Below are 24,240 nucleotides of genomic sequence, written 5' to 3'. Positions count from 1 at the left end.
GGTGGATACACGAAACTTTTCGCGAGCACCGGCCCCGACATCAGGCTTGGGCGCTGATGAACCAACAGGCCCCGGTGAAGCGGACTTCCGCGCCTTGTACAAAGGGGGCGAAGGCGGCGCGGACCGTCTCGACGACCTGGGCCCGGGTCTGCTCGTCCACCTCGGGCAGAACTTGGCCGACAGGACCGAAGCGGGTGAAGTAAGGGACCAGTTCGCTCTCCGGCAGGGTGCATTCCACATCGATCGGCCGGATGTCGATCCCGGTCCACCCGCTCTCCTCCAGGATGCGCTGGACCCTGTCACGGTCCGCGAAGGCGAACTGCCCCGGCTGGTCCGGACGGCGGGCGGGGAGGTTCGGCAGGAACGGTGCCGCGGCGCGTTCGGCGGTCGTCATGAACGGATTCTCCGCGGGGCCGCGCCACGCGATGCACCGCAGCTCGCCCCCGTCCCGGGCGGCGCGCCGGAGATTGGCGAAGGCGCGGACGGAGTCGTTGAAGAACATGACGCCGAAGCGCGAGATGACGGTGTCGAAGGTGGCTGGTTCGAACGGGTGCTCCTGTGCGTCGGCGTGGATGAAGGAGGCCGGTGTGCCCTCCCGCTCGACGCGTGCCCGGGCAGCGGTGATCATCGGTTCCGAGATGTCGATGCCGACGCAGTGGCCCGCCGGCCCGAGGCGTCGTGCGACGGCCAGCGTGGTGCTGCCGGTGCCGCAGCCGACATCGAGCACACGGCCGCCGCGCTCGGCGGACACCGCTTCGACGAGCAGGTCCTCATAAGGCCTGAGCAGCTCGTCCAGCACCGCCTGTGCCTCGACCCAGGCGTGGCCGGAGGCACCGCTCCAACGGGCCGCCTGTTCGTCGGTCCTGCGCGTGACGTCCATGATCGTCTCCTCTGCTTGCCTTCGTCGGGCCGGGATGACAGCGTTCTACTTCAAGCGGACTTGAAGTCAAGGGGTGACAGACCTGGACATCGCCGAGGTGGCGCAGCGCGCCGGGGTCCCCGCCTCGACGCTGCGCTTCTACGAGGAGAAAGGGCTGATCGCCTCGGTCGGCAGACGGGGCCTGCGCCGCCAGTACGACCCCGGCGTACTGGAGCGCCTGGCGCTGATCGCCATGGGCCGCACGGCGGGGTTCTCGCTCGACGAGATCGCGCACATGTTCGCCCCGGACGGGCAGCCACGCATCGACCGCCAGATGCTCGCGGCCAAGGCGGACGAGCTGGACCGGAAGATCCGTGAACTGGCCGTCCTGCGTGACTCCCTGCGGCACGCCGCCGCCTGCCCCGCGCCGAGCCACATGGAATGCCCCACCTTCCGTCGCCTCCTCAAGGCCGCCGTGTCGAGGAAGCGGGCTCGGCGACCACTGTGAATCCAGGTGTCCTGCCGCGTCCAGTCCCGCGCAGGGAGATCGAGGAGCCGCTCGATCCGGGCACGCTCCGGCAGCGGACCGCGGTCGCTGGTCCAGTTCCGGGTGCTTCAGGGGCAGTTGCGGTCCGGGGTGAGCGTCGGCCGCCGGCGCACCCGGAGCCGGTAGGCGGACGGCGTCGTCCGGACCGAACCGGTCCAGGCGCACACCATGTGTGACGGGCCCAGGCTTCGCCCGCGGCAGCCCCATCTCTGGGGAACATCGCCGTATCGCCAGGAGTTGGACGGGTGAGGCTCGAAACGGGGAGGACCAGATGATCCAGGAAGAGACGAACGTGGGCGCTGCCGAGACGGCGCGCCGGGCGCGGTTCGGCGCACTGCCGGACCGGGTTCGCCTGGAGGACACGGTCGAGGAGCGGCCGGCCACGGCGCCGGATCCGGCGCGAGACGCGTACAACGAGGACGAGTGGCTCGTCCGCTACGCCCTCTGAGGGGCAACGACCCGATCGTTGCCCGCGGATGACAATCCCTGGAGCGCCAGCACCTTCAACGACGGGTCTTTTCAGAACGTGCCCCGGTGACCGCTTAGTTCTGTGGTGTCGCGTGGTCTACCTCCATGAAAGGCATACCGAGCCCGAACAGGAGACATTCCCATGAGCGTGACCGCGCCCCAGACCCAGGCCCTCGCCCAGTCCCCGTCCACGACCCGCTCTGCCGACACGCGCCCCGTGTGGCTGGTGGGTGTCCTGGCGACCCTCGCGGGCGCTGTCGTGACCGAGGTGTTCGCCCTCGTCTGCCGGGCGGCGGGCGTCCCGATGGAGGCGGCCAGTCCCGGCGAGAAGGAGGCCGCGGAGATCCCGGTGGGCGGCTTCGTCGGCGGCGTGCTGTTCTGGGCGATCGCCGGGATCGTCCTGGCCGTGGTCCTCGCTCGCTGGGCCAAGCGGCCGGCTCGTACGTTCGTGGTGATCACGGTGGCGCTCACCGCGCTGTCCCTGGTCGGCCCCGCCGCCGCCCCGCACACGGCCACCTCCACCCAGATCGTCCTCGCCGTGTCGCACGTCGTGGCCGCCGCCGTGATCATTCCCCTGCTTGCCCGGCGCCTTGCCCGCCGGACCCGGTGACTCAGCCGAGGCCGAAGCCGCCCGACCAGCCCTGCCCTCAGGAATCCACCGAGGGCGGGGCTGTCAGCTGTCGAGCCACCACCGCGCCGCCGCCCAGGCGAGCGCGTAGCTGAAGCCGTTGACCGACCAGTGCAGGGCCACAGGCGCCAGCAGGCTGCCCGAGCGGCGGCGCAGCTCGCACAGGACGACCCCCGCGACGGCGGTGACGACGATGGCCACGGCGACGGTTGCCGCCACGGCCGCCGAGCCCTCTCCGAAGGCCGCGCCGACAGCGGCATTGGAGCGGTTGAGGCCGCGGGAGGGCAGCAGGTGCCAGAGCCCGAACAGCAGCGATGACACCGTCGTGGCCCACACGGTGCCGCGGTGGCGCCGGATCATGGCCCACAGCACGCCACGAAACGCGGTCTCCTCCAGCAGCACGGTGCCGAACGGCACCCGTACCAGCACTCCCCACAGCAGCCGTCCCACGGACAGGTCGGCCGCCCGGGCGTCCCGGAACGCCTCCCGGCCCGCCGGAACGGCCAGGGCGAGAAGCAGGACGAGGAGCACGACTCCGGCCAGGACAGGGGCCCATCGCAGTCCTCGGCGGATCCCCGCCTTGTCCAGTCCCAGCTCGGCCGGGGTGAGACCGTCCCAGCGGGCGATCATCAGCAGGACGGCCGTGGCGGTCACGCAGGTGATCACGTACATGACGGGGTTCCGCGCGAGCCAGTTGTTGAGCAGGTTCGCGACGGCCAGGACGGCAACGGCACATACGATCGGCATCGGCTACAGAATCCACCACAGCGGTGCTGCCCGCCGCACAGTTACGGCTTGACGCCCACCCCGGTCCACAGGCTGACCTCGGCGTCCGAGGCGCTGGGTTCGTCGTCCGGGCGCCAGCGGTGGCCGACCGTGATGCCGGGCTCGAGCAGGTCGAGGCCGTCGAAGAAGCGGGCGACGTCCTTCTGGGCGCGGAACTGCACCGGCGTGCCGGCGTTCGTGTAGATGTCGGTGACCTTCTGCCAGGTGTCCGGGTCGAAGTCGGGGGTGCAGTGACTCAGGGCCAGCGCGCTGCCCGAGGGGAGAGCGGCCAGCAGACGGTTCACGATGCCGTACGGGTCCTGGGCATCCGTGACGAAGTGCATCAGGGCGTTGAGCGACAGGGCCACGGGCCGGTCCAGATCGAGGACCTCGGCCAGCTCGGGGGCGCTCAGCAGCGCGTCCGGGCTGTTGACGTCGGCCTCGATGTACGTGGTGCGGCCCTGGGGCGTGCTGCGCATCAGGCGCTCGGCGTACTTGAGGACGAGGGGATCGTTGTCGGCGTACACCACCCGGGCCTCGGGGACCGCGGACTGGGCCACCTGGTGCAGGTTCGGCTCGGTGGGGATGCCGGTGCCGATGTCCAGCCACTGGCGGATGCCGTGCTCCTGGGCGAGGACGCGGGTGGCGCGGTGCATGAAGGCGCGGTTCTCGCGGGCGCAGACGAAGATGCCGGGGTAGGCCGCCGCCACGGTCTCGGCCGCCTTCTTGTCCACCTCGAAGTGGTCCTTGCCGCCGAGGTAGTAGTCGTACATCCGGGCAGAGTGGGGCCTGCTGGTGTCGATGTCCCGGGCGGCGTGGGGGTTGGTCATCCTGTCCCTTTCGTGTGGTACGTGGGGGCGTCGGGCAGGTCGTGGCCGGGGCCGGCTCGGGTCCTCCCGCTGGTGAGAGGGTTCAGCCGGCGGCCAGATGGTCGGCGAGGCCGCGCTTGACCCCCGCGACGAACGCGGCGATCTCGGCCGGGGTGTAGATCAGCGCGGGACCGGCGGGATCGGTCGACTGCCGCAGCGCCACGCGGCCGTCGGCGAGTTGCTTCGTCTGCACGCACTGGCCCCCGTTGGGGCCGCTCCACGGAGACTCCCAGCCCTGCTCGCCGAGGTCCGACGCGGGCATCCCGTTGTAGACGTGCCCGTCGATGGTGGTCATGAGTACTCCTTGCGCATCCGGTTCAGGAGTGCCCTGCTGTCCGCGTCGGACGTCAGCAGGGACATGCGGTTGTGCGCCTCGAGATGCGCCGCGACATCGGAGCGCTGGTCCAGGTACATGGCACCGGACAGGATCTCCGTGTAGACGATGTCGGGCAGTTCCGGCTCCTCGAACCGGAAATACGTGTACGGGGCGCACACCCCGACATGGGCACCGGCGGTGAAGGGCACGACATCGACGCTGACGTGCTCCGACTCCGAGACCTCCAGGAGCCGGTCGATCTGCTCCCGCATGACCTCGGGGCCGCCGACCACCCGGTGCAGTACGGCTTCCTCCATGACCACCCACAGCGTGGGTGCGTCGGGTCTGTCCAGCAGGCCCTGGCGACGTAACCGCAGGTCCACTCTGCGCTGCAGGTCCTCGTCGCCGTCCCCCGGGAAACCCCCGCTGAGCACTTCGCGCGCGTAGCGGCCGGTCTGCAGCAGCCCCGTGACGTAGTGCGGCTCATAGGTGCGCAGGGTCTTGGCGCCGGTCTCCAGACTCACGTAGGCGCTGAACCAGTTGGGCAGCACATCGCGGTACGCATGCCACCAGCCGGGCTCGTTGGCCCGCTCGGCGAGGACGACGAACTCGTCGATCTCCTGCCGGTCGGCCCCGTAGGTCTCGAGCAGCTTCTCCACGTAGAGCGGCTTGAGAGCGACCTCGGCCTTCTCCAGTCTGCGGATGGTCAGCGGCTTCACGCGCAGGGCCTTCGCGGCGTCCTCCAGCGACGCGCCGGCCTCCAGCCGGCGCTCTTGCAGCCGTCGGCCGAGGATCATGCGGAGAACGGTGGGGGCACCCGTGGCGCCCGCGCCCGAACGACCTTCGCTCACGCCGTACCTCCTGAGGGGCTGTCACCAGTTCGAGTCTGACAGTGGCTTGATGATGCGGCCAGACCGATACCGGCTGACTGAAATTATCAGGGAGCTGGTTGCAGCTTGAACTAGGGTGCGAGCATAGTTACTTGTGTGAATCGCCTCGTCACACACGAGTCGCTTCATCGCCAACTCCCATGCCTCCATGGAAGTTGGCAAGCGCCGATACCCACGGCGACCTTCCTCCGCTCCCCACGGAAGGCGAACCCGTGTCCCCCCACACGACCTCCTCCCCGCTGTCCTTGGACGCCTTCAGCCCGGACCGGACCCACTGGCTCGAACTCCCGGCCCACCGTTCCAGCGTCGGGGTGGCCCGCCGCTCGATGAGTGCGCGGCTGATCGCGTGGCAGCTGCCGGGCGAGCTGTGCGCGGACGCCGTCCTGCTCCTGTCCGAGCTGGCGACCAATGCCGTGCGGCACACACTCAGCACGCGCATCCTGTGCGGCCTCGGGCTCGTCCCGGACAGGTGCCTACGGGTCGAAGTGCACGACCGCAATCACCTGTGCCATGGTCTGCTTCCGTGCGAATCCGGCCCGGACGACGAGGGCGGTCGCGGACTGTTCCTCGTGGATCAGCTGGCCGACACCTGGGGAGTCGATCGGTCCAGACGCACCGGTGGCAACGCCGTGTGGGCAACGTTGAGGGTCTGAGCGGGCGGCGGGAACACCCGGTCGGCTCTCGTACGTTTCCCGAGTGTCATGGCCCTTTCCCGAGCTCGTCCCGCCTTCTTCGCCGGCGTCGGTATCGCTGTGCTCCTCGGCTGCTCCGGCGGCGGGGGCACGACCGGCGAGCAGACGGGTGCGCGGGAAGCGACGTCCCCTGCGACAAAATCGGCTGAACCCCCGGTGGAATCCCCTTCGTCCCAGTCGGCTCCGCCCAGGACCGGCAATCAGCGTCAGACTGCTTGGCTGACCATCGAGGCGATCGGCGTCGAGAACCTGCGTGTCGTCCCGTACGAGGGCACGACGGACGACTGGCCGGGCACCCGGATCCAGAACCGCGGCTTCGCTGCAAGCCCGTACGGCGGGCAGGGCGGTGTCGGTCCCGGGGAGGTCGGCAACTACCTCGTCACGGCCCACCGTCTCTCCGTCGGCGGCCCACTGCGCCTGCTCCCGACTCTTGAAGAGGGCGACCCGGTCGTCGTCACGTCGGGCGGAACGCGCTATGAGTACGAGATCACCGACACCAGAACAACCTCCTTCCGCTCCGCCCGCTCGCTCGCCGAGCAGCGGGCGGCGGTGCCCGGCTTCCCGGGCAAGCGCCCGACCCAGGCCGTGATCACCATCTCGACCTGCCTGACACCCGAGGACAACGCGGCCGGAAACTACTGGCGCGACGACAGGGGCAACCCGGAACACCGCGTCGACAAGATCGGCGTGCTGACTTCCGCACGGTCGGCGGAGTGACGACCGCTCCCCTTTATGGGGACACGGTGTAAGCATGTAATCAGTCCCCTTGGGCAAGCGGAAGGATCCGCTCGTGGCCGAGACAGTCTCCGAGCCCGACCGCTCCGGCATGGAGCAGTCCGCGCTCGACGCCTACTCCCTGATCGTCACCTCGGTCGCCGCCGAACTCACGCCGAAGGTGGCGGCCGTGAACGTCGCGCACCGCAGGTTCAGAGGGCGCTTCGTGGCGGGCACCGGCTCCGCGGTGGTCTTCACCGACGACGGTTTCCTGCTCACCAACGCCCATGTCGTCGGGCACTCCGACGCCGGTACGGCGTCCTTCGCCGACGGCACGACGACGCCCTTCCACGTCATCGGCGCCGATCCGCTGTCCGACCTCGCGGTGATCCGCGCCGACGGACCGACCCCGGCCCCGGCCAGGCTCGGCGAGGCCAACGGGCTGCGCGTCGGGCAGCTGGTGGTGGCCGTCGGCAACCCGCTCGGACTGGCCGGCAGCGTCACCGCCGGTGTGGTCAGTGCCCTGGGGCGGTCGCTGCCCACGAGCGCCGGGGCCGCCACCCGCATCATCGACGACGTCGTCCAGACCGACGCCACGCTCTACCCAGGCAGTTCGGGCGGCGCACTCGCCACCGCCGACGGAAGGGTCGTCGGCATCAGCACCGCGATCGCCGAGGTCGGACTCGGCCTCGCCATCCCGGTCAACGCGAACAGCCGCCAGATCGTCGCCGCCCTTCTCTCGGACGGGAGAGTCCGCCGCGCCTGTCTCGGTGTCGCCGGCATCCCCGCACCGCTGCCACCGTCGCTTCGGCAGCGGACCGGTCGGCGCTCCGGCCTGCGTATCGTGGAGGTCGTGCCCGCCTCTCCCGCCGCCCGCTCCGGACTGCGCACCGGTGACCTGCTGATCACCGCCGGCGGTGAGCCGGTGACCAGTGCGCAGACGCTCCAGCGCCTGATGCTGGAGGACGCCATCGGGCGCCCGCTCGCGCTGACCGCACTGCGCGCCGGCGCCCTTGTGGACGTCATCGCCATGCCCGTGGAACTGCCCGCGGACGACTGAGGGGAGCGGCACAACCCTGGGCCCCACTCGGGTGTCACCACTGATGAGAATCCTCTGTCCCCTCAAGAGAAAGATCGGGGGGCGTCATGCACAACCGTCCAAGAGGTACCGCCATAGCCGTGGGCGTCCTGCTCACCGCCGCCGGCACCACGATTCCCGCCTCGGCCTCGGCCCAGGCACCCCCCGTCGCCCTCGTCGTCAACGCACGATGGGGCGGGCACTGCACCTACGACCGGCTGGTCATCGACGTCCGGGGCGCCATGCCCCCGGTCACCGTCAAGCCGGTGAAGGAACTCCGCTACGACGGCTCCGGGAAGAAGGTCCCGCTCGCCGGGAAGTACTTCCTGGAGATCAAGCTCTCTCCCGCAGCCGCTCACAACGAGGCGGGCCAGTCGGTCTACCGCGGGCCCAAGCTGCTGAAGATCCATCTGCCCAAGCTCAAGGGGCTCGCCCTGACCGGTGACTTCGAGGCCGTGGTCACCTTCGGAGCCGCCTTCAACTCCAAGCCCGTCTACAAGACCTTCAAGCTGCACTCCCCGGAGCGCTTCGTCCTCGACATCAAGCACGCCAACCGGTGTGCCTGACCACGGCGCCGGCCGCGGTCACTCTTCGGCAGCTGCTTTCTTGATCGCTTCACGGATCCGGGAGTAGGTGCCGCAGCGGCAGACGTTCTCGATCCGGTCGATGTCCGCGTCGCTCGGATCGGTCGTCCGCTTCAGCAGGGCGGCCGCGGTCATGATCTGGCCCGGCTGGCAGAAGCCGCACTGCGCCACGTCCATGTCGAGCCAGGCCTGCTGGACGGGGTGCAGCCGGTCACCGTCCGCCAGGCCCTCGATGGTGGTGACCTCACGCTGCGCGCAGTCGGCCACGGGGACGACGCACGGCTGGATCTCCGCGCCGTCGAGATGGCTGGTGCAGGCACGGCAGACACCGACCCCGCAGCCGTACTTGGGGCCGGTCACGTCCAGCAGATCGCGCAGCACCCACAGCAGCGGCATGTCGGCCGGTGCCTCGACGGTGACCGGCTTGCCGTTGAGGATGAAGGAGTAGGACGGCATCGGCACCTTCTCAGAAGTTGATCGGGAAGCGGCGGGGCCGGGTCCCGGTCGCGCGGGCGTAGGCGTTGGCGACGGCGCCGGCCGCGGCCGGGACACCGAGTTCGCCGGCTCCGCCGGGCTCCCGGCGGGAGGGCAGGATGTGCGCCTCGAAGTGGAGCGGGGCGTCCTGCTGGCGTGCGTAGCGGAAGTCGGCGAAGCTGCCCTCGCGGACGGCGCCCCGGTCGATGTGCAGTCCGGCCCGCAGCACGGTGGAGATGCCGTCGATCGCGGTGCCCATGAGCTGGGCCTGGAGACCGCGCGGGTTGACGGCCGTGCCGACGTCGGCCGCCATGACGACCTTGGTCACCCGGGGCCGCTTCGGATCGGTGGCGTCGATCTCGACCAGACAGGCCACACAGGAGCCGTACTCCTCGTGCACGGCCACACCCTGGGCCCGGCCGTCCGGCAGGGCCCGGCCCCAGTTCCCGGCGGTGGTGACCTTGTCCAGTACGGCTTTGACGGACTTGCTCCTGAGTGTCGTACGACGGAAGGCGACCGGATCCTTGCCCAGGCTCCGGGCGATCTCGTCGACGACGATCTCCTCCGCGGTCCGTGTCGTCCCGGAGTCCACCGAGCGCCAGGCGCCCAGCGGCATCGCCAGCTCCACCGAGCCCGAATCCCCTGAAATACGCCCGAAGTTGTAGAGGCCGCTGTCGCTGGGGAGCGGGGCCGCGGCGCCCTGAGCGGAAAGTCCGTCGTACGACTCGCTCACCGACGCGGTCGCATGGGCGAAGGCCACCACCCGGCCGCGCGCGTGGCTGGCGCGGATCCGGTGGTGGGAGGCCGGGCGCATCCTGCCGTGCCGGATGTCGTCGGTGCGGCTCCACATCACCTTCACCGGCCGGCGGGCGGCCTTCGAGATCAGGGCCGCCTCGATCGCGAAGTCGTAGTTCAGCCGCCGCCCGAACGAGCCGCCGCCCCGCAGGACATGGACCTTCACCTTCGATGCCGGCAGGCCGACGGCTGAGGCGATGCTGTCCCGTGCGTCCATGGGGGTCTGGGAGGAGAACCAGAGCTCGGCGCGATCGGCCCGCACATCGGCCACCGTGGTCAGTACCTCCATCGGGGCATGGCCGACGAAGGCGAACTCGAACTCGGCCTCCACCTGCGCCGATCCCCGCGGCGGAGCCCCGAGCGCGGGGACGGCGGCCCGCAGCCGGGCGCGGATCGCGGCGTCGGACAGTCGGGCCAGCGGACCGGGAGCCCAGGTGATGCGCAGGGCGTCCCTGGCCTTGAAGGCGTGATGGAAGGAGTCCGCCACGACGGCGACACCGGTGTCGACCTTGACGACCTTCAGGACACCCGGCATCGCCCGCGCCACCCGCGAGTCCACCGAGACGACCTTGCCGCCGATCGTCGGCGGCCGGGCCACCACGGTCGGCTTCGCTCCGGCCACCGACAGATCTCCGGTGTACTTCGCCTTGCCCGTGACGATGTCCCGCGCGTCGATCCGGGTCGCCGGCCGCCCGATCACCCGGTGCCGGGACGCCGGTTTCGGCTTGCTGGAGACCGCCGGCCGACGGATTCCGGCCGCGCTCGCGGTCAGCGAGCCGTACGTGGCCGTACGTCCGTCCGGTGCGACGACCATGGTGTTCCACGTACGCAGGGTGCGGGCCGGAAGGCCCCAGCGCCGGGCGGCCGCGGTCACCAGCCGGGCGCGTGCGGTGGCGGCCAGGTTGCGCGCGGGCCCGTACAGCGAGCTGACCGAGTTCGAACCACCCGTGTACTGATTGCCCTGGCTGCGGGCGTCGGCGAGCGGGATGCGCACATCCGCCAGCCGGGCGTCCAGTTCCTCGGCGATCATCATGGCGACCGCGGTCGTGATGCCCTGACCGACCTCGACCCGCGGCAGCCGTACGACCACCTTGTTCGCCTCGGTGACCTCCAGGACGAGCATCTCCCCGTCGGTGCCCCGCACGACGACGTCGGAAGCCCCGCGCGCACCCTGTGCCCTCTGCTCCGCACCTTCGGCCAGCGGCGCGTCGCAGCCGAGGGGAGCCGCGACGGTCAGCGTGGACGCGGCTAGCGAATAGACCATGAACCCCCGGCGCGACACCCCCCGCCGATCCGGCCCGCCCTCGGACGCGTCGGCGCCCATGGCGGAAGTCTCGATACCGTCCAACGAACACTCCTCCCCATGCGCTCGCCCTCTGCCCAGGTATGAGGGTCCGGATCGCTTGAAGGTTGCTTTACCCGGAAGTTGATACCGCGGCCCGTGCGGCACCGGCGCGTCAATCGGCCGCGAGCACCTGATACAGCCGCAGCCACTGCCCCGGTGAGGCCGCACCCACGAGCATGCGCGGATCGAGGCGCGCGTACCGGAACGCCGCGTCGACCCGGCGCCCGGGGTGAGCGCGCCGCAACGACGCGTGCAACGAGCCGCCGACCCCCGAGAAACCCAGCTCGACCAGGCGCGACCACGAGGCGCACGCGTCCGGGGCGAGCAGCGGGGTGCGGCGGCGCTCGATGCGTACGATTCCGGCGTCGACCCGGGGCACCGGCCGGAACCTGGTCCGGGCGACGCGCCCGAGAAACCGCCACTCGTGGCGCGGCCAGCTCCGGATCGTCAGCAGGGTCCAACTGCCGTAGTCCCCGGTGCGTTTACGGGCGTACTCAAGCTGGGTGAGGAGGGTGGCGTCCGTCAGCGCGGGGGCCCGCAGACACCAGTCGACGACGTCCGCGGTACGGGAGAACGGCACGTTCCCGGCGACGGAGAAGGGTGTCCGCGGGGGCCGTGCGGCGAGGAAGTCGCCGCCGATGACGCGGATATGGGGGGCGCTGCGGAAGCGGGCCCGCAGCGCCGGAAGGAGTCGCGAATCGATCTCGTAGGCGAGGAGCTCACCACAGCGGGGTCCGAGCGACGCGGTCAACGCGCCCTGTCCCGCCCCCACTTCGACGAGGAGGGCGTCCCGCCGCGGATGCGGGAGGGCGAGCCGTGCGAGGCGGTCGGCGGTGGCGCGGTCGGCGAGAAAGTTCTGCGAAAGCGCGCGGGCGGCGCGGGTGGGGCGGGCCATGGCCTGCGGTCCTTGTCTTCCGTGAAGGGCATACGGGCAGACGAAGGCCCCGACCGGAGACAGGAGGAAGTGAAGGGGTGCGCCCTACGGTGCAAGCGTCAGCGGGCGTGGTTCCCCGGGCCGGTCAGGGCGCCGGGGGCGCGGCGCAGCCGCATGGCGTGCGCGCAGCCCCGGCCAAGACCGGTGATCGAGATCGCATTGATTCCCACGGGCGGCACGCTAAGCGGGCAGGGCGGGCCGGGCAATCGAATTTCGTGCCTGCGGGCCCTTCCTTGGTTCGCTGAGCGAAATATGGTTCACAGAGAGGAAACACTCCCGGCTGCTCCGGGAACCGGGCGGCGGTCCCTCGAGGAGTCGGCTATGAGCAGTGGCGAGTTTCCGGAGGCCATGACCGCGGCCGACGGACCGCTGGGACGGGGTGCGGGAGGCGTTCGCTTTTGGGCCGCCTCCGCCGCAGGAGCCGATGGGGCCCGAGCCCGTGCTTGCCGTTGACCCTTCCGACGACCTCGACTGGGCGGCCCGCTGGCTTGCCTACCTCAACCTCGACCTCGACGTCCTCGAACCGGCCGAACTCACCGACCGGCTACGGACGTTGGGACGCCGGCTGACCGACCGGTACTGAGGCCGCCCATCAGCCGGTGGCGCGGGTGCAGCGGCCTGTAGGGCTGGTCTCCGGTGGCCGGCACTGGAGAGCGAAGTCGGCCGGGCTGGTGCTCAGGTAGCGGCCCATGCAGGTGTTCGGCGTCGTACGTCCGCGCTCGGCGCAGAAGGACAGTGCCGCCCGGCCGTCGGCGAACGGGCCCGGGGCGTAGAAGACCCAGTAGCCGGGGCGGAGAGAGGCGAAGTCGTCGCTGCGGACGTAGACGGCCTCGGGCACCGACTCGCGGATCGCGGCAAGGCGTTGATCGCGGGCTGCAGTGCCCGTCGAGAGCGGTTCGGAGTGGAGTTGGGCGATCCAGCCGCTGTCACCGGCCGGTGCGGAGGGCGACGCGGACCCGGGCGGTGCGGCGGAAGGTGTCCGTACGGGCGTCGGAGTAGGGCTCGGAGTGGTACGGGCGTCCGGAGCGGAGGGCGTGCTCGCGGTGGCGCCGCGCTCCGCGCCCGCCTTCTTCTCCTCGTCGCCGGAGCCGGCGCCGGGCAGGGCGAGGGCGAGAGCCACCGCCGCACCGACGGCCACGACGGCGGCCACGGCGACGAGGACCGGAGTACGGCGACGGGCCGACAGCTCAGGGCGGGTGGGGTCCTGCTGTGCGGGCGTCACCACAGGCGCCGGAGGCGGAGTTGGAGTAGTGGTCGGTGTCAGTGCTGCGGTGAGCGTCGGCTGCGCCCAGTGCGGTGCGGTGCCGGACTCGACCTGCGCCAGCATCGCGTCCAGCTGCTCGGCGCGGGGGCGTGCCGCCGGGTCGCGTACCAGGAGGGACTGGAGTACGGGGGCGAGAGGGCCGGAGCGCACTGGTGGGGGCACGGGGTCCTCTAGTACCGCGGCCAGCGTGCCGAGCGTGCTCGCGCGGCGCAGCGGACTCACGCCCTCCACGCACACATACAGGACCAGCCCCAGGGACCACAGGTCGGACGCCGGGTCGTTGTCGCGCCCGCGGAGGCATTCGGGAGCGATGTACTCGGGTGAGCCGACGAATTCGCCCGTGGCCGTCAGCGCCGTCGCTCCCTGGAGGGCGGCGATGCCGAAGTCGGTGAGCACGGCGGTGCCGTCGGGGGCGAGCAGGATGTTCGCGGGTTTGACGTCCCGGTGCCGGATGCCGGCCGCGTGCGCGGTGCGCAGACCGGAGAGCACCTGACGGCCGATACGCGCCGCCTCCACCGGGACCAACGGACCGTCGGCCAGCCGCTGTTGGAGCGAAATGCCCGGCACCAGCTCCATCACGATCCACGGGTGGGGGTCCGCCTCGATGATCTGGTGGACCGTCACCACATGCGGGCTGTTGAGCCGCGCCAGTGCCCTCGCCTCGCGCATGACCCGCTCGCGTACGACGGGAGAGTCCTCGGCGTCCGGGCGTACGGCCTTGAGGGCGACCTCGCGATGCAGCACGGTGTCCCGGGCCCGCCATACCGTGCCCATCCCCCCGCTGCCGAGCCGCCCGAGCAGTTCGAAGCGTCCGTCGACCATGTCCCCTGGTGCGTTCACCTGCCAAAGGTTAAGGCAGCGGCCGGCTCCCCATGACGTCCGCCCCGCTCGCATGCTCATGCCACGGATACGTCATTGGTATGGCGCTGTAACACCCCTGACGGACCCTCATGGGGTTCCTCCGGTCTCAGCAACAACTCGCCCCCCACGTGACCGGGTTGATCGGACGACGTCGCGTCCGGATCGCGGGCGCGCGGGTTGGGAGGAGTGCATGGCGGACGAGAGATCCATGGCATCTCGGCGGGACCTGTTGCGTTCCGTGGGGATCGCAGGCGGCGCGGGGATGCTCTACTCGGCGATGGGCGTGCTGGGCCTCGCGCCGGTGCCGGACGTACGGGCCGCGGAGTACCGGGCGCCCCGGCAGAGCGACTTCGCACTCAGCGGGCGCAGTGCCAAGAAGGTCCTGGTCCTCGGCGGCGGCATCGCCGGTCTGGCCACCGCGTACGAACTCGGCAAGGCGGGATACGACTGCCGGATCCTGGAGGCGAAGGACCGGCCCGGCGGCCGCAACTGGACGGTGCGTGGCGGCACGACCCTGACCGATCTGGACGGCCGCAGGCAGACCGCGTCGTTCTCCAAGGGGCAGTACATGAACGCAGGGCCCGCCCGGCTGCCCCAGTCGCACGTCACGCTCGAGTACTGCCGCGAACTCGGCGTCCCCGTCGAGGTGTTCACCAACCAGAACGCCAACGCGTACATCTACCACGAGAACAGCGCCGCCCTCGCGGGACAGCCGATCCGCTGGCGCACCGCGAAGGCCGACGTCTACGGCTATGTCTCCGAACTCCTCGCCAAGGCCACCGACCAGGGCGCCCTCGACGCGCAGCTCACCGCCGCCGACAAGGAGCGGCTGATCGCCTTCCTGCAGAACTTCGGCGCCATCAAGGGCAAGGCGGACGGCTACGCCTACACCGGCACCGACCGGCGCGGCTACTCCGTCGAGCCGGGCGCCGCCTTCGAGAAGGGCACGGTCCTGGGGGCGGTGCCCTCGCTGTCGGACGTCATCGCGAGCGGTGTCGGGCAGCGCTTCTCGTTCGAGTTCGGCTACGACCAGGCCATGCTCATGTTCCAGCCCGTGGGCGGCATGGACGCCATCCCGTACGCCCTGGCCGAGGCGATCGGACGGGACCGGATCACGTACGGCGCCAAGGTGCTGGAGGTGAAGAACCTCGCGGACGGCGCCGACGTGACCTACAAGGATGCCCAGGGCCGGACCCGCACCCGCCACGCCGACTTCGTGGTGGCCGCCGTGCCGCCCATGGTCATGGCCCGCATCAAGCACAACCTCGGCGCCGACGTCACCGCTGCGCTGAAGTACCCGAGTCCGACACCCGTCGGCAAGATCGGCCTGGAGTACCGCAGCCGCTGGTGGGAGACTCACGAGCACATCTACGGTGGCATCACGCCCACCGACACGGACCTGGCCACCATCTGGTACCCGTCCCACGGCCACTTCGGGCGCCGTGGCACCCTCATCGGCTACTACAACTTCGGCGCGAACGCCCTCGCGTACAGCGCCCTGCCGCACGAAGAACGCCTCGCGCGGGCGGTGAGCCGCGGTGTGAAGATCCACGGCGAGAAGTACCGCACCGAACTCGACCGCTCCTTCAGCGTGGCCTGGCACCGGACCCCGTACATCGAGGCCGGCTGGGTGGGCTGGCCCTCGCAGAACGGACCCGAGTACACGCTTCTCAACCAGCCCGCAGGACATGTGTACTTCGCCGGCGACTGGCTCAGCCACGTCATCGCCTGGCAGCACGGTGCGTTCACCTCGGCTCGCAAGGTCGTGACCGACATCCACGAGAGGGTGATGGCCGTATGAACCGGCGTACCAAGGCAGTCATCGGTACGGCCCTGACTGCGTCGCTCCTCACGGGCGGCACCGCGCTCGCCGACGCCCGGGGCTGGTGGCCCGGCTCGAAGGAGGTGCGCGTCATGCTGCCCGGGGGCCAGTCCAACCCGGCCATCGCGAACGGCGTGGCGATGGGCGGGGAGGTGGCCGTGTACCAGAGCAGCGGTCTCGGGCCCTCCGCGCTCAACCCCTCGGCGCCGCAAGGCACTCCGGAGTACTACACAGACCCGTCCCTCACCGAGGGCGCCGAAGGTGTCACGATCACCGAGGCACAGGCGCTTGTCGTGCTGCGCAACATCAAGGCCAACCTGGAGGCCGCGGGGGTCACTCCGGCGGACGTCATCACGATGAAGTGCTATCTGATGAAGCCGCCCGGCGCCGAGACCGCCGATTACGCGGGCTGGAACCGCGCCTACCGGCAGTATTTCGCCAACATCGACCTGACGACACATCAGGTGGTGCCGGTGCCCATGGGCACCTCCGCCCCGAAACCGCCGGTGCTCGCCAACAAGGCCCGCCCGGCGCGGGCCACGATGGAGGTGGCCTCCCTCGCCGTCAAGGGCTGGCTGGTGGAGGTCGAGGTCACCGCGGCCTACAGGAAGCGCTGAGGAGTGAAGATCGGCTGAGATACGTCGGGGCGGGGTCCGCAAGCGGGCACCGCCCCGTACGTTGCCCTCAGTGGTCTCTCCTGTCCGGCACACCAACTCCGTGCACTGGGAGCTCTCTTGGACACCGAAGGCACCTTGGACGCCCCCCGTTCCGGGCCGCTCTCCCGTCGTAGATTCCTTCAAGTCACCGCCACGGCCACGGCGCTCGCCACCGTCACCGCGCCTGTCGCGACCGCCGCGTCCGGTACGACGACCCTCTCCTTCACCGCGGCAACAGGCGGTTCCGCGACCCTCGCCCCCTCCGGGGACCGGCTGATCGCCGAGGTCCAGAACGTTCTCTGGTCCGTCCCGCGCGGCGGAGGCGCCGCCGTCGCGCTCACCCCGCCCGGCCTCGAACCCACGCGCCCGCAGTACTCGCCCGACGGCAGCCGCCTCGTCGTGTGCGCCTACCGAGGCGGCGGCTTCCACCTCTGGACGCTGCGCCCCGACGGCACCGGGCTGCGGCAGCTCACCGACGGGCCGTGGGACGACCGGGGCCCGGCCTGGTCGCCGGACGGCACGCGGATCGCGTTCGCGTCCGAGCGCGGCGGCGACACCGTGAGCGGTGCCCCGTACCGCATCTGGGTCGTGGATGTGCGCACGGGCGCGCTGACCCGGCTCACCGGGAGCCCCGGCCAGGAGGGTCCCGGACAGGGCACCCGGTGGGAGGACTTCGACCCCACCTGGTCGCCGGACGGCGAGCGGGTGCTGTTCGTCCGTGCGGCCGTCACCGAGACGGGCACCCTCCGCGCGAACACCGTCGCGTCGGTGGCCGCCGACGGCTCGGGCCCGGTCGCCACCGAGCACACCGACGACTCCGGCGCCCAGTTGATGACCCCCGCCGTCTCGCCCACCGGGCGCCTGGCGCACCTGCGCACCACGGCTTCGCCCGCGGCCTCCTGCACCCTGGTCGTCGACGGCGAACCGGTCGCCCTCGCGGGCGACGTCCTCCCGGCGCCGCCCCGCTGGACGGACGGCGAGCGCCTGCTGCTGAACATCGACGGTCACTTCCGCCTGGTCGACCCTGACAGCCCGGCCGACGGCGAGGAGATCGCGTTCACGGCCACGCTGCCCGTGGACCGGCCCCGCTACCGCGGAAAGTCGTACGACTTCGACGGCGTCGGCACCCGTCCTGTCCGCGCGCTGCACCTGCCCGCCCTGTCCCCGGACGGCCGCTCCGTCGCCTTCGCCGCGCTGAACGCGCTGTGGACCGCCGACACCACGGGCGGTCGCGCACCGCGCAAGGTCCTCCAAGTCCCCGCCACCCGCTATGTGCTGGCGCCGGCATGGACGCCCGACGGCAGGGCGCTGGTGTACGCGGACGACCGGGACGGTCTGCTCGCCGTGCGGCGCCACGACCTCGGCTCCGGCGAGGAGAGCGTGCTCGCCGAGGGCGGCCGGGTCTTCCCGGCGCTCTCGCCGGACGGGACGCGGCTGGCCTGCCTGGACATGTCCGGCAACCTCGTGGTGCGCGGTCTGCCGGACGGCGCCGAACGGGTCCTTGCCGCTCCCCTCGGCGCGGGCGGACTGCCCGGCCGCCCCAGCTGGTCGCCCGACGGCCGGTACGTGGCGCTGTGCGACCGCAACCGCCTGGGCCAGCGCTTCCGTGAGGGCTACAACCTCATCCGGGTCGTCGACACCACCACCGGGACAGCCGTCCTGCACGCCCTCGCCCCGCACACCTCGCTCGCGGACCGCTACGACTCCGGGCCCGTCTGGTCCCCGGACGGCCGCTGGATGGCCGTGGTCGCCGAGTCGGCGCTCTGGCTGTTGCCGGTCCGGCCCGACGGCACCCCCGACGGTGAGCCGCGCCAACTCACCACCGAACCCGCCGACCACCCCTCCTGGTCCGCCGACGCCCGCACCCTCCTCCACCTCTCCGCGGGCACCCTGCGCCTGATCGACATCGGCACCGGCAAGTCCCGTACCGTCCGCGTCCCTCTCGACTACCGCAGACCGAGCCCGGCCGACACGGTCGTGCACGCGGGCCGCCTCTGGGACGGCACCGGGTCCGAAGTGCGCGAGGACATCGATGTCGTGATCCGCGACGGCCGTATCGCAGAGGTCTCACCGCACCGCGGCAGCCGCCCCGCCGCGCGCCGCGTCGACGCGAGCGACCGCACCGTGATCCCGGGCCTGTGGGACGCGCACACCCACCCCTGGCAGTCGACTTACGGTGGCCGCCAGACCGCCCTCCAAGTCGCCTACGGCGTCACGACGGCCGTCTCGCTGGGCGGGTTCGCCTACGAGCAGGCCCGCATCCGGGAGGCGGTCGCCGCAGGGGCCCTCGCCGGACCCCGCCTGCTGGCCACCGGCGAACTCCTGGACGGGCCGCGCGTCGCCTACAGCATGGGCAGGGCCCACCGCACCCCCGAGGGCCTGCGCCGTTCGCTGGCACGCGGGGCCGCGCTGGACTGGGACTTCGTGAAGACGTACGTACGGGCCCCGGGGTGGGTGATGAAGGAGGCCGCCGACTTCGGGCACAAACGGCTCGGCGTTCGCAGTGGCAGCCATCTGTGCACTCCAGGCGTGCAGTTGGGCCAGGACCTGACGACCCATCTGCAGGCCACGCAGCGGCTGGAGTTCGGACATGCGACCTCCGCAACAGGGCGTTCCTACCAGGACGTCATGGAGATCTACACACGCGCCGACTTTCACCTCGTGGCCACGCCGTTCACCGCAGCGCCCCTGCTCGGCGCCGACCCCGCGCTCGCGGACGACCCGCGCGTCACCGCGATGATGCCGCCGTGGGACACCGCGCTGGTACGGCAGCAGGCCGGGCTGCCGCCCACCGACGCCCAACTGGCAACGCTGTCCCGGGAGATGGATGTCTACCGGCGCATCCTGGCCGGCGGCGGCATGATCGCCCTGGGCACGGACCAGCCGCTCGTCCCGGTCGGGCTGCATCTGCACCTGGCCCTGCGCGCACTGCACGGTTCCGGCCTGTCACCGGCCGACGCGCTGCGCACCGCAACTCTGCTGCCCGCACGGGTCTTCGGTGCCGACGACGATCTGGGTACGGTGGAGGAGGGCAAGCTCGCCGACCTCACCCTCGTCGACGGTGACCCGTTCACCGACTTCGCCACCCTGATCCGCACGGTCGCGGTCCTGCGCGGCGGCATCCTCTTCGAACAGGCGGACCTGGTCGACGCCTTCGGCTCCGCGCAGCCGTACCGGGCGTCCGCTGCCCAGGACTGGCTGGAGGTCAGTCGCCAGATGCGGCGCGACGGGTGCTGCGACCCGGAGAGCGGGGCCTGATCACCCGCCGACGGAGCGGGTCAGCAGTTCGGTGACGTGCCGGCGGACCGTCTCCCAGGCGGTGGGGTCGAGTGTGCCGAGGTCGGTGCGGTGCAGGGTGTCGAGCACGTCCGCACTGTCTTCGGCACACGCGACGGTGCCGCTGAGGACCTCGTAGCCGTCGCGGACGGCGACGCGCAGTCGGTTGCCGCCGTCGTCGGCGTGCAGGGCGGAGGCGACGACGAACGGAGGCGGTCCGCCCGCTTCGGCGTCCAGCTTGCGGTAGCCGCTGATGATCGGTGCACTCCAGCGCAGGCCGACCAGCAGATGGTGTTTGGCCAGCACATCGGAGAGGTCGGTCTCGAAGTGCCCCTCCGGTTCCAGCACCACCGCGCGGGCGTCCAGTACGACTGCGGCGGGCAGCAGACAGCGCAGCGTGCTGCCGACCAGGTTGCCGCCGACCGTGGCCGCACGGCGCACCGCCCCCGTCCCGACACCGGCCGCCGCCCGGTGCAGCACCTCAGGCACCCGGTCGTCGATCTGATGCAGCACGACGGCCGCGCCCAGCTCCTCGGCCCCGATCGTGTTGGCCTCCGGCAGCTCGCGCAGCGACACCGCCAGTTCGGGGAAGCCGTCCCGCTGCCAGGCGGCCCACACCAGAGTCGCCCCGCCGATCGGCACCGCCCCGTCGGCCAGGCACTCCTGTACTTCGGGTATGGACGTAGGCAGACGCAACTGCACGGCAACCGACCTGCTTTCCCGGAAAGTTGGCGGCGGTGGAGGCGCCAGGACACCTCGGCCACATGATCACTTCTTTGGCGCATTCTTACCCACATACGCGGGGCGCATACAGGGCTCAACGTGTCACCGCGTGCGCCCCCTGGGTTGAGCAACTGGCCGCGCAGAGCGTCGAGCTGGTGGGCGTGCTCGACCGCGGACGTCTCGTCGAGCGTGGTGAGGGCGAGCAGGAAGACGTCCCAGATGACGAGGCCGGTGAGCACGTCATTGGTGCTTCCGGTCGGGGTGTAGGGGGCGAGGAGGACCGAGTCGACGCGGTCTCCGAAGGCCTCGCTCAGTTCGTCGGTGACGAAGACGACCTGGCGCCGACCGCCCGGGCCCGTTCGACCAGCACGGTGAGTTCGGACAGCTCCCGTCCCGGCTGGAAGATCACGACGGCGTCGCCCTGGCCGAGGGCGAGCAGCGCGTCGGCGAGGGCGACGCCGGTGTCTCCGACGAAGCGGGCCCGGCGTCCGACGCGTCCGAGGGAGCGGGCCAGGTGGCGTGCCGCCAGTTCGCAGGCGGCCACTCCGCAGCAGAGCACCTCGCGGGACTCGGCCAGCACCGTGACCGCTCGTTCCAGGGCCTTACTCCTCGACGCCGTAGGCCTGCCGGACCCCGAACGACACGTCCGGCAGCATCCCCATGAACTGTCCGGCGGCATGCTGCAGCGCGTCGTCATCGCCGGCGCCCTCGCCACCGAGCCCGCGCTGCTGCTGGCCGACGAGGCCACCAGCGCGCTGGACGTCACCACACAGGCCGACATCCTCGCCCTGCTGCACACCCTGCGCGAGCAGCGCGACCTGGGGCTGCTGTTCATCACCCACGACCTGCACCTGGCCGCCGCCTACTGCGACCGCGTGTACGTCATGTACGCGGGCCGCGTCGCCGAGGAGCAGGAGGCGCACCGTCTCTTCTCCGACGCCCGGCACCCCTACACCCGCGGGCTGCCGGCGTGCTCACCCGAGCTGGGCGAGTCGACCCGCCCCCTGGCCCCGATCCCCGGCCGCCCGCCATCGCTCGCGGACACGTTCCCCGGCTGCCCCTTCGCCCCCCGGCGCGCACGCGCCGAACCGCCCTGCGACACCTGGCAGCCGGAGCCGCTCCCGGTCCCGGGCGGCGGCGTGGCAGCGTGCCGCCGTCTGCCCGACCTGCCGGACCTCGATGTCCCTGCCCAGTCCGACCAGCTCGATCCGGCCGCGCAGGCCACCGGGAGTACACGGTGACGGAAATCCTCACGCCCCTGCTCGTCGTCGACGCCGTGCGCAAGACCTACCGGCTGCCGGACGGCGACCGGCTCTCATCACCGACGAGACCGTGGTGATGCGCCGGGGTGTCGTGATCGAGCAGGGCCCGACCTCGAGCGTGCTGAGCGCCCCGAGCACGCGTGCACCCGGCGTCTCCTCGCTTCGGTGCCCCGCCAGGGCTGGGACCCGGCCGAAGCCCGGCTGTAGGGCCCGGCGGCCGGTGGGCGAGGGCGCGTCCGGGATGCCGCCGTCCGGGGTGCGGGGGTAACCCGTGTGATCGCCTCGAATGGTGGGACGGTCCGGTTCGGCTGACCGTGGATCACGTCAAGGCCGGGTCACCCAGCTGGCGAAGCGTCAGCTGCCCGGGTGTGACGGAAGGAATCACAGATGCGCTCTGCACGCATGCTGGTCGCGACTGCCGCGGCCACGGCCGCGCTCGCGATCGCCGCACCCGCCTACGCCGACTCGACGGGTGAGTGGGACCGCGACGACTCCTCCTACGGCAAGGAGAAGGACCACGACGAAGACTCTTCCTACGGCAAGAAGCACGACAAGGACAGCAGGCACGACATGCCGCGCGGCGGGATGCACACGGGTGGCGGAGCGCTGGCCCTGGTGAACCAGGACGACTGGGGCACGGCCAGGGACCCCAAGCACGACCCGCAGACCTACCGGGACGACCATGGCCGGAGCGATGAGGACTCCTGGGGCCACCGGCACGACGGTGAGCACGACCACGACTCGGAGCACAGCGATCACGGCCGGGAGTCGGGGCACGTCGATCACAACGATCACGGCCGGGAGTCGGGGCACGGCGATCACAACGATCACGGCCGGGAGTCGGGGCACGACGAGCACGACCACGAGTCGGGGCGCGGCGAGCACCACGAGGAGTCCGGGAAGTCCGACCACCACAAGCCGCGCGGCGGCGTGCACACCGGCGGCGGCGCGCTCGCCTCGCCGGGCGTGACGGCCGCCGGGCTGGCCATGCTGGGCGTGGCCGGTACCGGCATGTACGCGCTGCGGCGCAAGAAGGCCCCCGAGGGCGCGGCCTGACTGTCCGATGCCGACGACATGACCGCCGAGGCCGCCGCACGTCCCCCTCGCGTCGCGGCGGCCCGGCTCGCCCTTCCCGCGAGATGAGTCCGCTGCCGTGCCCGAGTGAGGTGGTGTCCGATGGCAGCCAGCCCTCCTTCCCCTACCGACGCCGAAACGGCGCCCGCGTGGCTGGGATCCCGCAGACTCGCGACGATCTTCTGGAGTGGGGTTGCCCTGGTCGTCGTGGCAGTGAGCCTGTTCGGCGGTGAGGACGAGCCGTCCGGCACCGGACACGCGCACCATGCCGCACCGGCCGCCACATCGTCCTCGCCCCCGCCCCCGCCCCCGCCCTCGTCCTCGTCCTCGTCGGAGTCCCTCCGAGCCGGAAAGCACCTGCCGCGGTCCAGGCCGATCCGTCTGCGCATCCCGAAGATCTCGGTCGACGCGCCCTTCACCCCCCTCGCCATCGGCCGCTCGGGACAGCTCGATGCCCCGCCCGCGGACGAGGTCAATCTCGTGGGCTGGTACGCCGAGGGGGTGTCCCCGGGGGAGGCGGGTACGTCGATCATCGCCGGGCATGTGGACACGGCGACCTCTCCGGCCGTGTTCGCGGAACTCGGCGAGCTGGAGAAGGGCGACCGGTTCCGGGTGAAGCGAGCCGACCGGCGCGTTGCGACGTTCGTGGTCGACAGCGTGGAGACCTTCGAGAAGGACAGCTTCCCCGACGAGCGGGTGTACGCCGACACCCCGCAGGCCCAGGTGCGCCTCATCACCTGCGCCGGGGACTACGACCGCAGCGCCAAGGACTACACGGAGAACCTCGTCGTCTTCGCTCACCTCGTCTGACGTCGGCCCGTGTGTGCTCCATGTGGGCCTGCGGGACGGGCCGTTGTCAGTGCCGCGCGCTAGTGTCCTTGGCACCGGCTTTCAGCCACATTTCCGGGAGGATCCATGGCCTCGCGCCTCAACCCGTACCTCAGCTTCGACGGCGACGCCAGGCAGGCGTTGGAGTTCTACAAGGAGGTCTTCGGCGGCACGCTGAAGCTCAACACCTACGGCGAGTTCGGGCAGTCGGACGCGCCGAACGCCGACAAGATCATGCACGGCATGCTGGAGACCCCGAGCGGCTTCACCCTGATGGGCGCCGACGCCCCGCCCGGGATGCCGAACAACCCGGGCACCAACTTCTCCGTGAGCCTGAGCGGCGACGACGACGCCGAGCTGCGCGGGTACTGGGAGAAGCTGTCCGACGGCGGCACCGTGTCCGTGCCGTTCGAGAAGCAGATGTGGGGCGACATCTTCGGGATGTGCACGGACCGCTTCGGCATCCCGTGGATGGTCGACATCGTCCAGCACAGCAGCTGACCGCAGCCGCCCGCC

The 24,240-nt window shown here is 71.2% G+C and carries 26 protein-coding genes; 15 read left to right on the top strand and 11 right to left on the bottom strand.

The genetic code is table 11. The features are described from left to right. Nucleotides 1–40 precede the first annotated feature (40 nt). Nucleotides 41–880 carry a class I SAM-dependent methyltransferase gene (locus QQY66_RS04420; protein WP_301977707.1) on the bottom strand — a complete coding sequence of 280 codons (840 nt, stop codon included), beginning with the start codon at nt 878–880 and terminating at the stop codon, nt 41–43. Nucleotides 881–953: 73 nt separating this feature from the next. Here QQY66_RS04420 and QQY66_RS04415 point away from each other — a divergent pair, with 73 nt between their 5' ends. The 3 genes from QQY66_RS04415 to QQY66_RS04405 all read left to right on the top strand — a co-directional run bounded on the left by QQY66_RS04415 (nt 954) and on the right by QQY66_RS04405 (nt 2,484). Next, nucleotides 954–1,367, top strand: coding sequence for a helix-turn-helix domain-containing protein (locus QQY66_RS04415; RefSeq protein WP_301977706.1), 414 nt, complete (start codon nt 954–956; stop codon nt 1,365–1,367). Nucleotides 1,368–1,677: 310 nt separating this feature from the next. Continuing rightward, nucleotides 1,678–1,854, top strand: coding sequence for a hypothetical protein (locus QQY66_RS04410; RefSeq protein WP_301977705.1), 177 nt, complete (start codon nt 1,678–1,680; stop codon nt 1,852–1,854). Between the two features lie 162 nt (nt 1,855–2,016). Next, nucleotides 2,017–2,484: a DUF6069 family protein gene (locus tag QQY66_RS04405; protein ID WP_301977704.1), complete on the top strand. Its 468-nt coding sequence runs from the start codon at nt 2,017–2,019 to the stop codon at nt 2,482–2,484. A gap of 63 nt (nt 2,485–2,547) precedes the next feature. Here QQY66_RS04405 and QQY66_RS04400 read toward each other — a convergent pair whose 3' ends face one another. The 4 genes from QQY66_RS04400 to QQY66_RS04385 form a co-directional block, all read right to left on the bottom strand. Further along, nucleotides 2,548–3,249, bottom strand: coding sequence for a CPBP family intramembrane glutamic endopeptidase (locus QQY66_RS04400; RefSeq protein WP_301977702.1), 702 nt, complete (start codon nt 3,247–3,249; stop codon nt 2,548–2,550). A 41-nt stretch (nt 3,250–3,290) separates the two neighbouring features. After that, on the bottom strand, nt 3,291–4,097 hold the full coding sequence (locus tag QQY66_RS04395; protein WP_301977701.1) for an SAM-dependent methyltransferase: 807 nt from the start codon (nt 4,095–4,097) through the stop codon (nt 3,291–3,293). An 82-nt stretch (nt 4,098–4,179) separates the two neighbouring features. Next, on the bottom strand, nt 4,180–4,431 hold the full coding sequence (locus tag QQY66_RS04390; protein WP_155059665.1) for a DUF397 domain-containing protein: 252 nt from the start codon (nt 4,429–4,431) through the stop codon (nt 4,180–4,182). After that, nucleotides 4,428–5,303, bottom strand: coding sequence for a helix-turn-helix transcriptional regulator (locus QQY66_RS04385; RefSeq protein ID WP_301977699.1), 876 nt, complete (start codon nt 5,301–5,303; stop codon nt 4,428–4,430). Before QQY66_RS04385 ends, QQY66_RS04390 begins: the two co-directional genes overlap by 4 nt. 251 nt (nt 5,304–5,554) lie before the next feature. On the opposite strand from QQY66_RS04385, the gene QQY66_RS04380 reads away from it, so the two are divergent. The 4 genes from QQY66_RS04380 to QQY66_RS04365 all read left to right on the top strand — a co-directional run bounded on the left by QQY66_RS04380 (nt 5,555) and on the right by QQY66_RS04365 (nt 8,392). Beyond that, on the top strand, nt 5,555–5,995 hold the full coding sequence (locus tag QQY66_RS04380; protein ID WP_301977698.1) for an ATP-binding protein: 441 nt from the start codon (nt 5,555–5,557) through the stop codon (nt 5,993–5,995). Nucleotides 5,996–6,043: 48 nt separating this feature from the next. After that, the gene (locus QQY66_RS04375) at nt 6,044–6,751 is read left to right on the top strand and encodes a sortase (RefSeq protein WP_301977697.1); all 708 of its coding nucleotides are present in this window, start codon (nt 6,044–6,046) and stop codon (nt 6,749–6,751) included. 73 nt (nt 6,752–6,824) lie between these two features. Beyond that, nucleotides 6,825–7,808: a S1C family serine protease gene (locus QQY66_RS04370; protein ID WP_301977696.1), complete on the top strand. Its 984-nt coding sequence runs from the start codon at nt 6,825–6,827 to the stop codon at nt 7,806–7,808. 86 nt (nt 7,809–7,894) lie between these two features. Further along, the gene (locus QQY66_RS04365; RefSeq protein WP_301977695.1) at nt 7,895–8,392 is read left to right on the top strand and encodes a hypothetical protein; all 498 of its coding nucleotides are present in this window, start codon (nt 7,895–7,897) and stop codon (nt 8,390–8,392) included. 18 nt (nt 8,393–8,410) lie between these two features. Here the strand turns inward: QQY66_RS04365 and QQY66_RS04360 are convergent, their stop codons facing one another. The 3 genes from QQY66_RS04360 to erm form a co-directional block, all read right to left on the bottom strand. After that, nucleotides 8,411–8,866, bottom strand: a complete 456-nt coding sequence (locus QQY66_RS04360) for a (2Fe-2S)-binding protein (RefSeq protein WP_301977694.1) — start codon at nt 8,864–8,866, stop codon at nt 8,411–8,413. A gap of 10 nt (nt 8,867–8,876) precedes the next feature. Next, a complete protein-coding gene (locus QQY66_RS04355) occupies nt 8,877–10,943 on the bottom strand; it encodes a molybdopterin cofactor-binding domain-containing protein (RefSeq protein WP_301987165.1) in 2,067 nt (688 codons plus the stop codon). Nucleotides 10,944–11,136: 193 nt separating this feature from the next. Continuing rightward, the gene (erm, locus tag QQY66_RS04350) at nt 11,137–11,919 is read right to left on the bottom strand and encodes an ErmE/ErmH/ErmO/ErmR family 23S rRNA (adenine(2058)-N(6))-methyltransferase (protein WP_301977693.1); all 783 of its coding nucleotides are present in this window, start codon (nt 11,917–11,919) and stop codon (nt 11,137–11,139) included. Nucleotides 11,920–12,382: 463 nt separating this feature from the next. On the opposite strand from erm, the gene QQY66_RS04345 reads away from it, so the two are divergent. Further along, nucleotides 12,383–12,541, top strand: a complete 159-nt coding sequence (locus QQY66_RS04345; protein WP_301977692.1) for a WYL domain-containing protein — start codon at nt 12,383–12,385, stop codon at nt 12,539–12,541. A 9-nt stretch (nt 12,542–12,550) separates the two neighbouring features. Here the strand turns inward: QQY66_RS04345 and QQY66_RS04340 are convergent, their stop codons facing one another. Next, nucleotides 12,551–14,062, bottom strand: coding sequence for a serine/threonine-protein kinase (locus tag QQY66_RS04340; protein WP_301977689.1), 1,512 nt, complete (start codon nt 14,060–14,062; stop codon nt 12,551–12,553). A 211-nt stretch (nt 14,063–14,273) separates the two neighbouring features. Between QQY66_RS04340 and QQY66_RS04335 the strand changes: the two genes are divergently transcribed. The 3 genes from QQY66_RS04335 to QQY66_RS04325 all read left to right on the top strand — a co-directional run bounded on the left by QQY66_RS04335 (nt 14,274) and on the right by QQY66_RS04325 (nt 19,819). Then, nucleotides 14,274–15,884: an FAD-dependent oxidoreductase gene (locus tag QQY66_RS04335; protein ID WP_301977687.1), complete on the top strand. Its 1,611-nt coding sequence runs from the start codon at nt 14,274–14,276 to the stop codon at nt 15,882–15,884. Then, nucleotides 15,881–16,522 carry a Rid family hydrolase gene (locus QQY66_RS04330; protein ID WP_301977686.1) on the top strand — a complete coding sequence of 214 codons (642 nt, stop codon included), beginning with the start codon at nt 15,881–15,883 and terminating at the stop codon, nt 16,520–16,522. Before QQY66_RS04335 ends, QQY66_RS04330 begins: the two co-directional genes overlap by 4 nt. A 117-nt stretch (nt 16,523–16,639) precedes the next feature. Then, the gene (locus QQY66_RS04325; RefSeq protein WP_301977685.1) at nt 16,640–19,819 is read left to right on the top strand and encodes an amidohydrolase family protein; all 3,180 of its coding nucleotides are present in this window, start codon (nt 16,640–16,642) and stop codon (nt 19,817–19,819) included. On the opposite strand, the gene QQY66_RS04320 is transcribed toward QQY66_RS04325, so the two are convergent. Together QQY66_RS04320 and QQY66_RS04315 are read right to left on the bottom strand one after the other, a co-directional pair. Further along, nucleotides 19,820–20,539 carry an FAD binding domain-containing protein gene (locus tag QQY66_RS04320; protein WP_301977684.1) on the bottom strand — a complete coding sequence of 240 codons (720 nt, stop codon included), beginning with the start codon at nt 20,537–20,539 and terminating at the stop codon, nt 19,820–19,822. 331 nt (nt 20,540–20,870) lie between these two features. Further along, entirely contained in the window at nt 20,871–21,140 is a 270-nt protein-coding gene (locus QQY66_RS04315; RefSeq protein ID WP_301987757.1) for a hypothetical protein, read from the bottom strand. Between QQY66_RS04315 and QQY66_RS04310 the strand changes: the two genes are divergently transcribed. From QQY66_RS04310 to QQY66_RS04295, 4 genes are all read left to right on the top strand, one after another. Then, nucleotides 21,022–21,801 (top strand): ABC transporter ATP-binding protein, encoded by a 780-nt coding sequence (locus QQY66_RS04310; RefSeq protein ID WP_301987163.1) that lies wholly within the window; start codon nt 21,022–21,024, stop codon nt 21,799–21,801. The genes QQY66_RS04315 and QQY66_RS04310 overlap by 119 nt on opposite strands. Before the next feature lie 408 nt (nt 21,802–22,209). Beyond that, on the top strand, nt 22,210–22,878 hold the full coding sequence (locus QQY66_RS04305) for a hypothetical protein (RefSeq protein ID WP_301977683.1): 669 nt from the start codon (nt 22,210–22,212) through the stop codon (nt 22,876–22,878). A gap of 120 nt (nt 22,879–22,998) precedes the next feature. After that, entirely contained in the window at nt 22,999–23,706 is a 708-nt protein-coding gene (locus tag QQY66_RS04300; RefSeq protein ID WP_301977682.1) for a class F sortase, read from the top strand. Between the two features lie 105 nt (nt 23,707–23,811). Beyond that, nucleotides 23,812–24,225: a VOC family protein gene (locus tag QQY66_RS04295; RefSeq protein WP_301977681.1), complete on the top strand. Its 414-nt coding sequence runs from the start codon at nt 23,812–23,814 to the stop codon at nt 24,223–24,225. Nucleotides 24,226–24,240 lie beyond the last annotated feature (15 nt).

The sequence above is a fragment of the Streptomyces sp. DG2A-72 genome (assembly GCF_030499575.1).
In the GTDB taxonomy this organism is placed as follows: domain Bacteria; phylum Actinomycetota; class Actinomycetes; order Streptomycetales; family Streptomycetaceae; genus Streptomyces.
This window is presented reverse-complemented; position numbering and strand designations above follow the sequence as displayed.

What these genes read in the sequence shown, in the direction of transcription:
- QQY66_RS04295 (WP_301977681.1), top strand. Translation starts at nt 23,812, where the DNA reads ATGGCCTCGCGCCTCAACCCGTACCTCAGCTTCGACGGCGACGCCAGG.
- QQY66_RS04305 (WP_301977683.1), top strand. Translation starts at nt 22,210, where the DNA reads ATGCGCTCTGCACGCATGCTGGTCGCGACTGCCGCGGCCACGGCCGCG.
- QQY66_RS04355 (WP_301987165.1), bottom strand. Translation starts at nt 10,943, where the DNA reads ATGGTCTATTCGCTAGCCGCGTCCACGCTGACCGTCGCGGCTCCCCTC.
- QQY66_RS04335 (WP_301977687.1), top strand. Translation starts at nt 14,274, where the DNA reads ATGGCGGACGAGAGATCCATGGCATCTCGGCGGGACCTGTTGCGTTCC.
- QQY66_RS04410 (WP_301977705.1), top strand. Translation starts at nt 1,678, where the DNA reads ATGATCCAGGAAGAGACGAACGTGGGCGCTGCCGAGACGGCGCGCCGG.
- erm (WP_301977693.1), bottom strand. Translation starts at nt 11,919, where the DNA reads ATGGCCCGCCCCACCCGCGCCGCCCGCGCGCTTTCGCAGAACTTTCTC.
- QQY66_RS04330 (WP_301977686.1), top strand. Translation starts at nt 15,881, where the DNA reads ATGAACCGGCGTACCAAGGCAGTCATCGGTACGGCCCTGACTGCGTCG.
- QQY66_RS04395 (WP_301977701.1), bottom strand. Translation starts at nt 4,097, where the DNA reads ATGACCAACCCCCACGCCGCCCGGGACATCGACACCAGCAGGCCCCAC.
- QQY66_RS04400 (WP_301977702.1), bottom strand. Translation starts at nt 3,249, where the DNA reads ATGCCGATCGTATGTGCCGTTGCCGTCCTGGCCGTCGCGAACCTGCTC.
- QQY66_RS04405 (WP_301977704.1), top strand. Translation starts at nt 2,017, where the DNA reads ATGAGCGTGACCGCGCCCCAGACCCAGGCCCTCGCCCAGTCCCCGTCC.
- QQY66_RS04365 (WP_301977695.1), top strand. Translation starts at nt 7,895, where the DNA reads ATGCACAACCGTCCAAGAGGTACCGCCATAGCCGTGGGCGTCCTGCTC.
- QQY66_RS04300 (WP_301977682.1), top strand. Translation starts at nt 22,999, where the DNA reads ATGGCAGCCAGCCCTCCTTCCCCTACCGACGCCGAAACGGCGCCCGCG.
- QQY66_RS04375 (WP_301977697.1), top strand. Translation starts at nt 6,044, where the DNA reads ATGGCCCTTTCCCGAGCTCGTCCCGCCTTCTTCGCCGGCGTCGGTATC.
- QQY66_RS04390 (WP_155059665.1), bottom strand. Translation starts at nt 4,431, where the DNA reads ATGACCACCATCGACGGGCACGTCTACAACGGGATGCCCGCGTCGGAC.
- QQY66_RS04420 (WP_301977707.1), bottom strand. Translation starts at nt 880, where the DNA reads ATGGACGTCACGCGCAGGACCGACGAACAGGCGGCCCGTTGGAGCGGT.
- QQY66_RS04360 (WP_301977694.1), bottom strand. Translation starts at nt 8,866, where the DNA reads ATGCCGTCCTACTCCTTCATCCTCAACGGCAAGCCGGTCACCGTCGAG.
- QQY66_RS04345 (WP_301977692.1), top strand. Translation starts at nt 12,383, where the DNA reads ATGGGGCCCGAGCCCGTGCTTGCCGTTGACCCTTCCGACGACCTCGAC.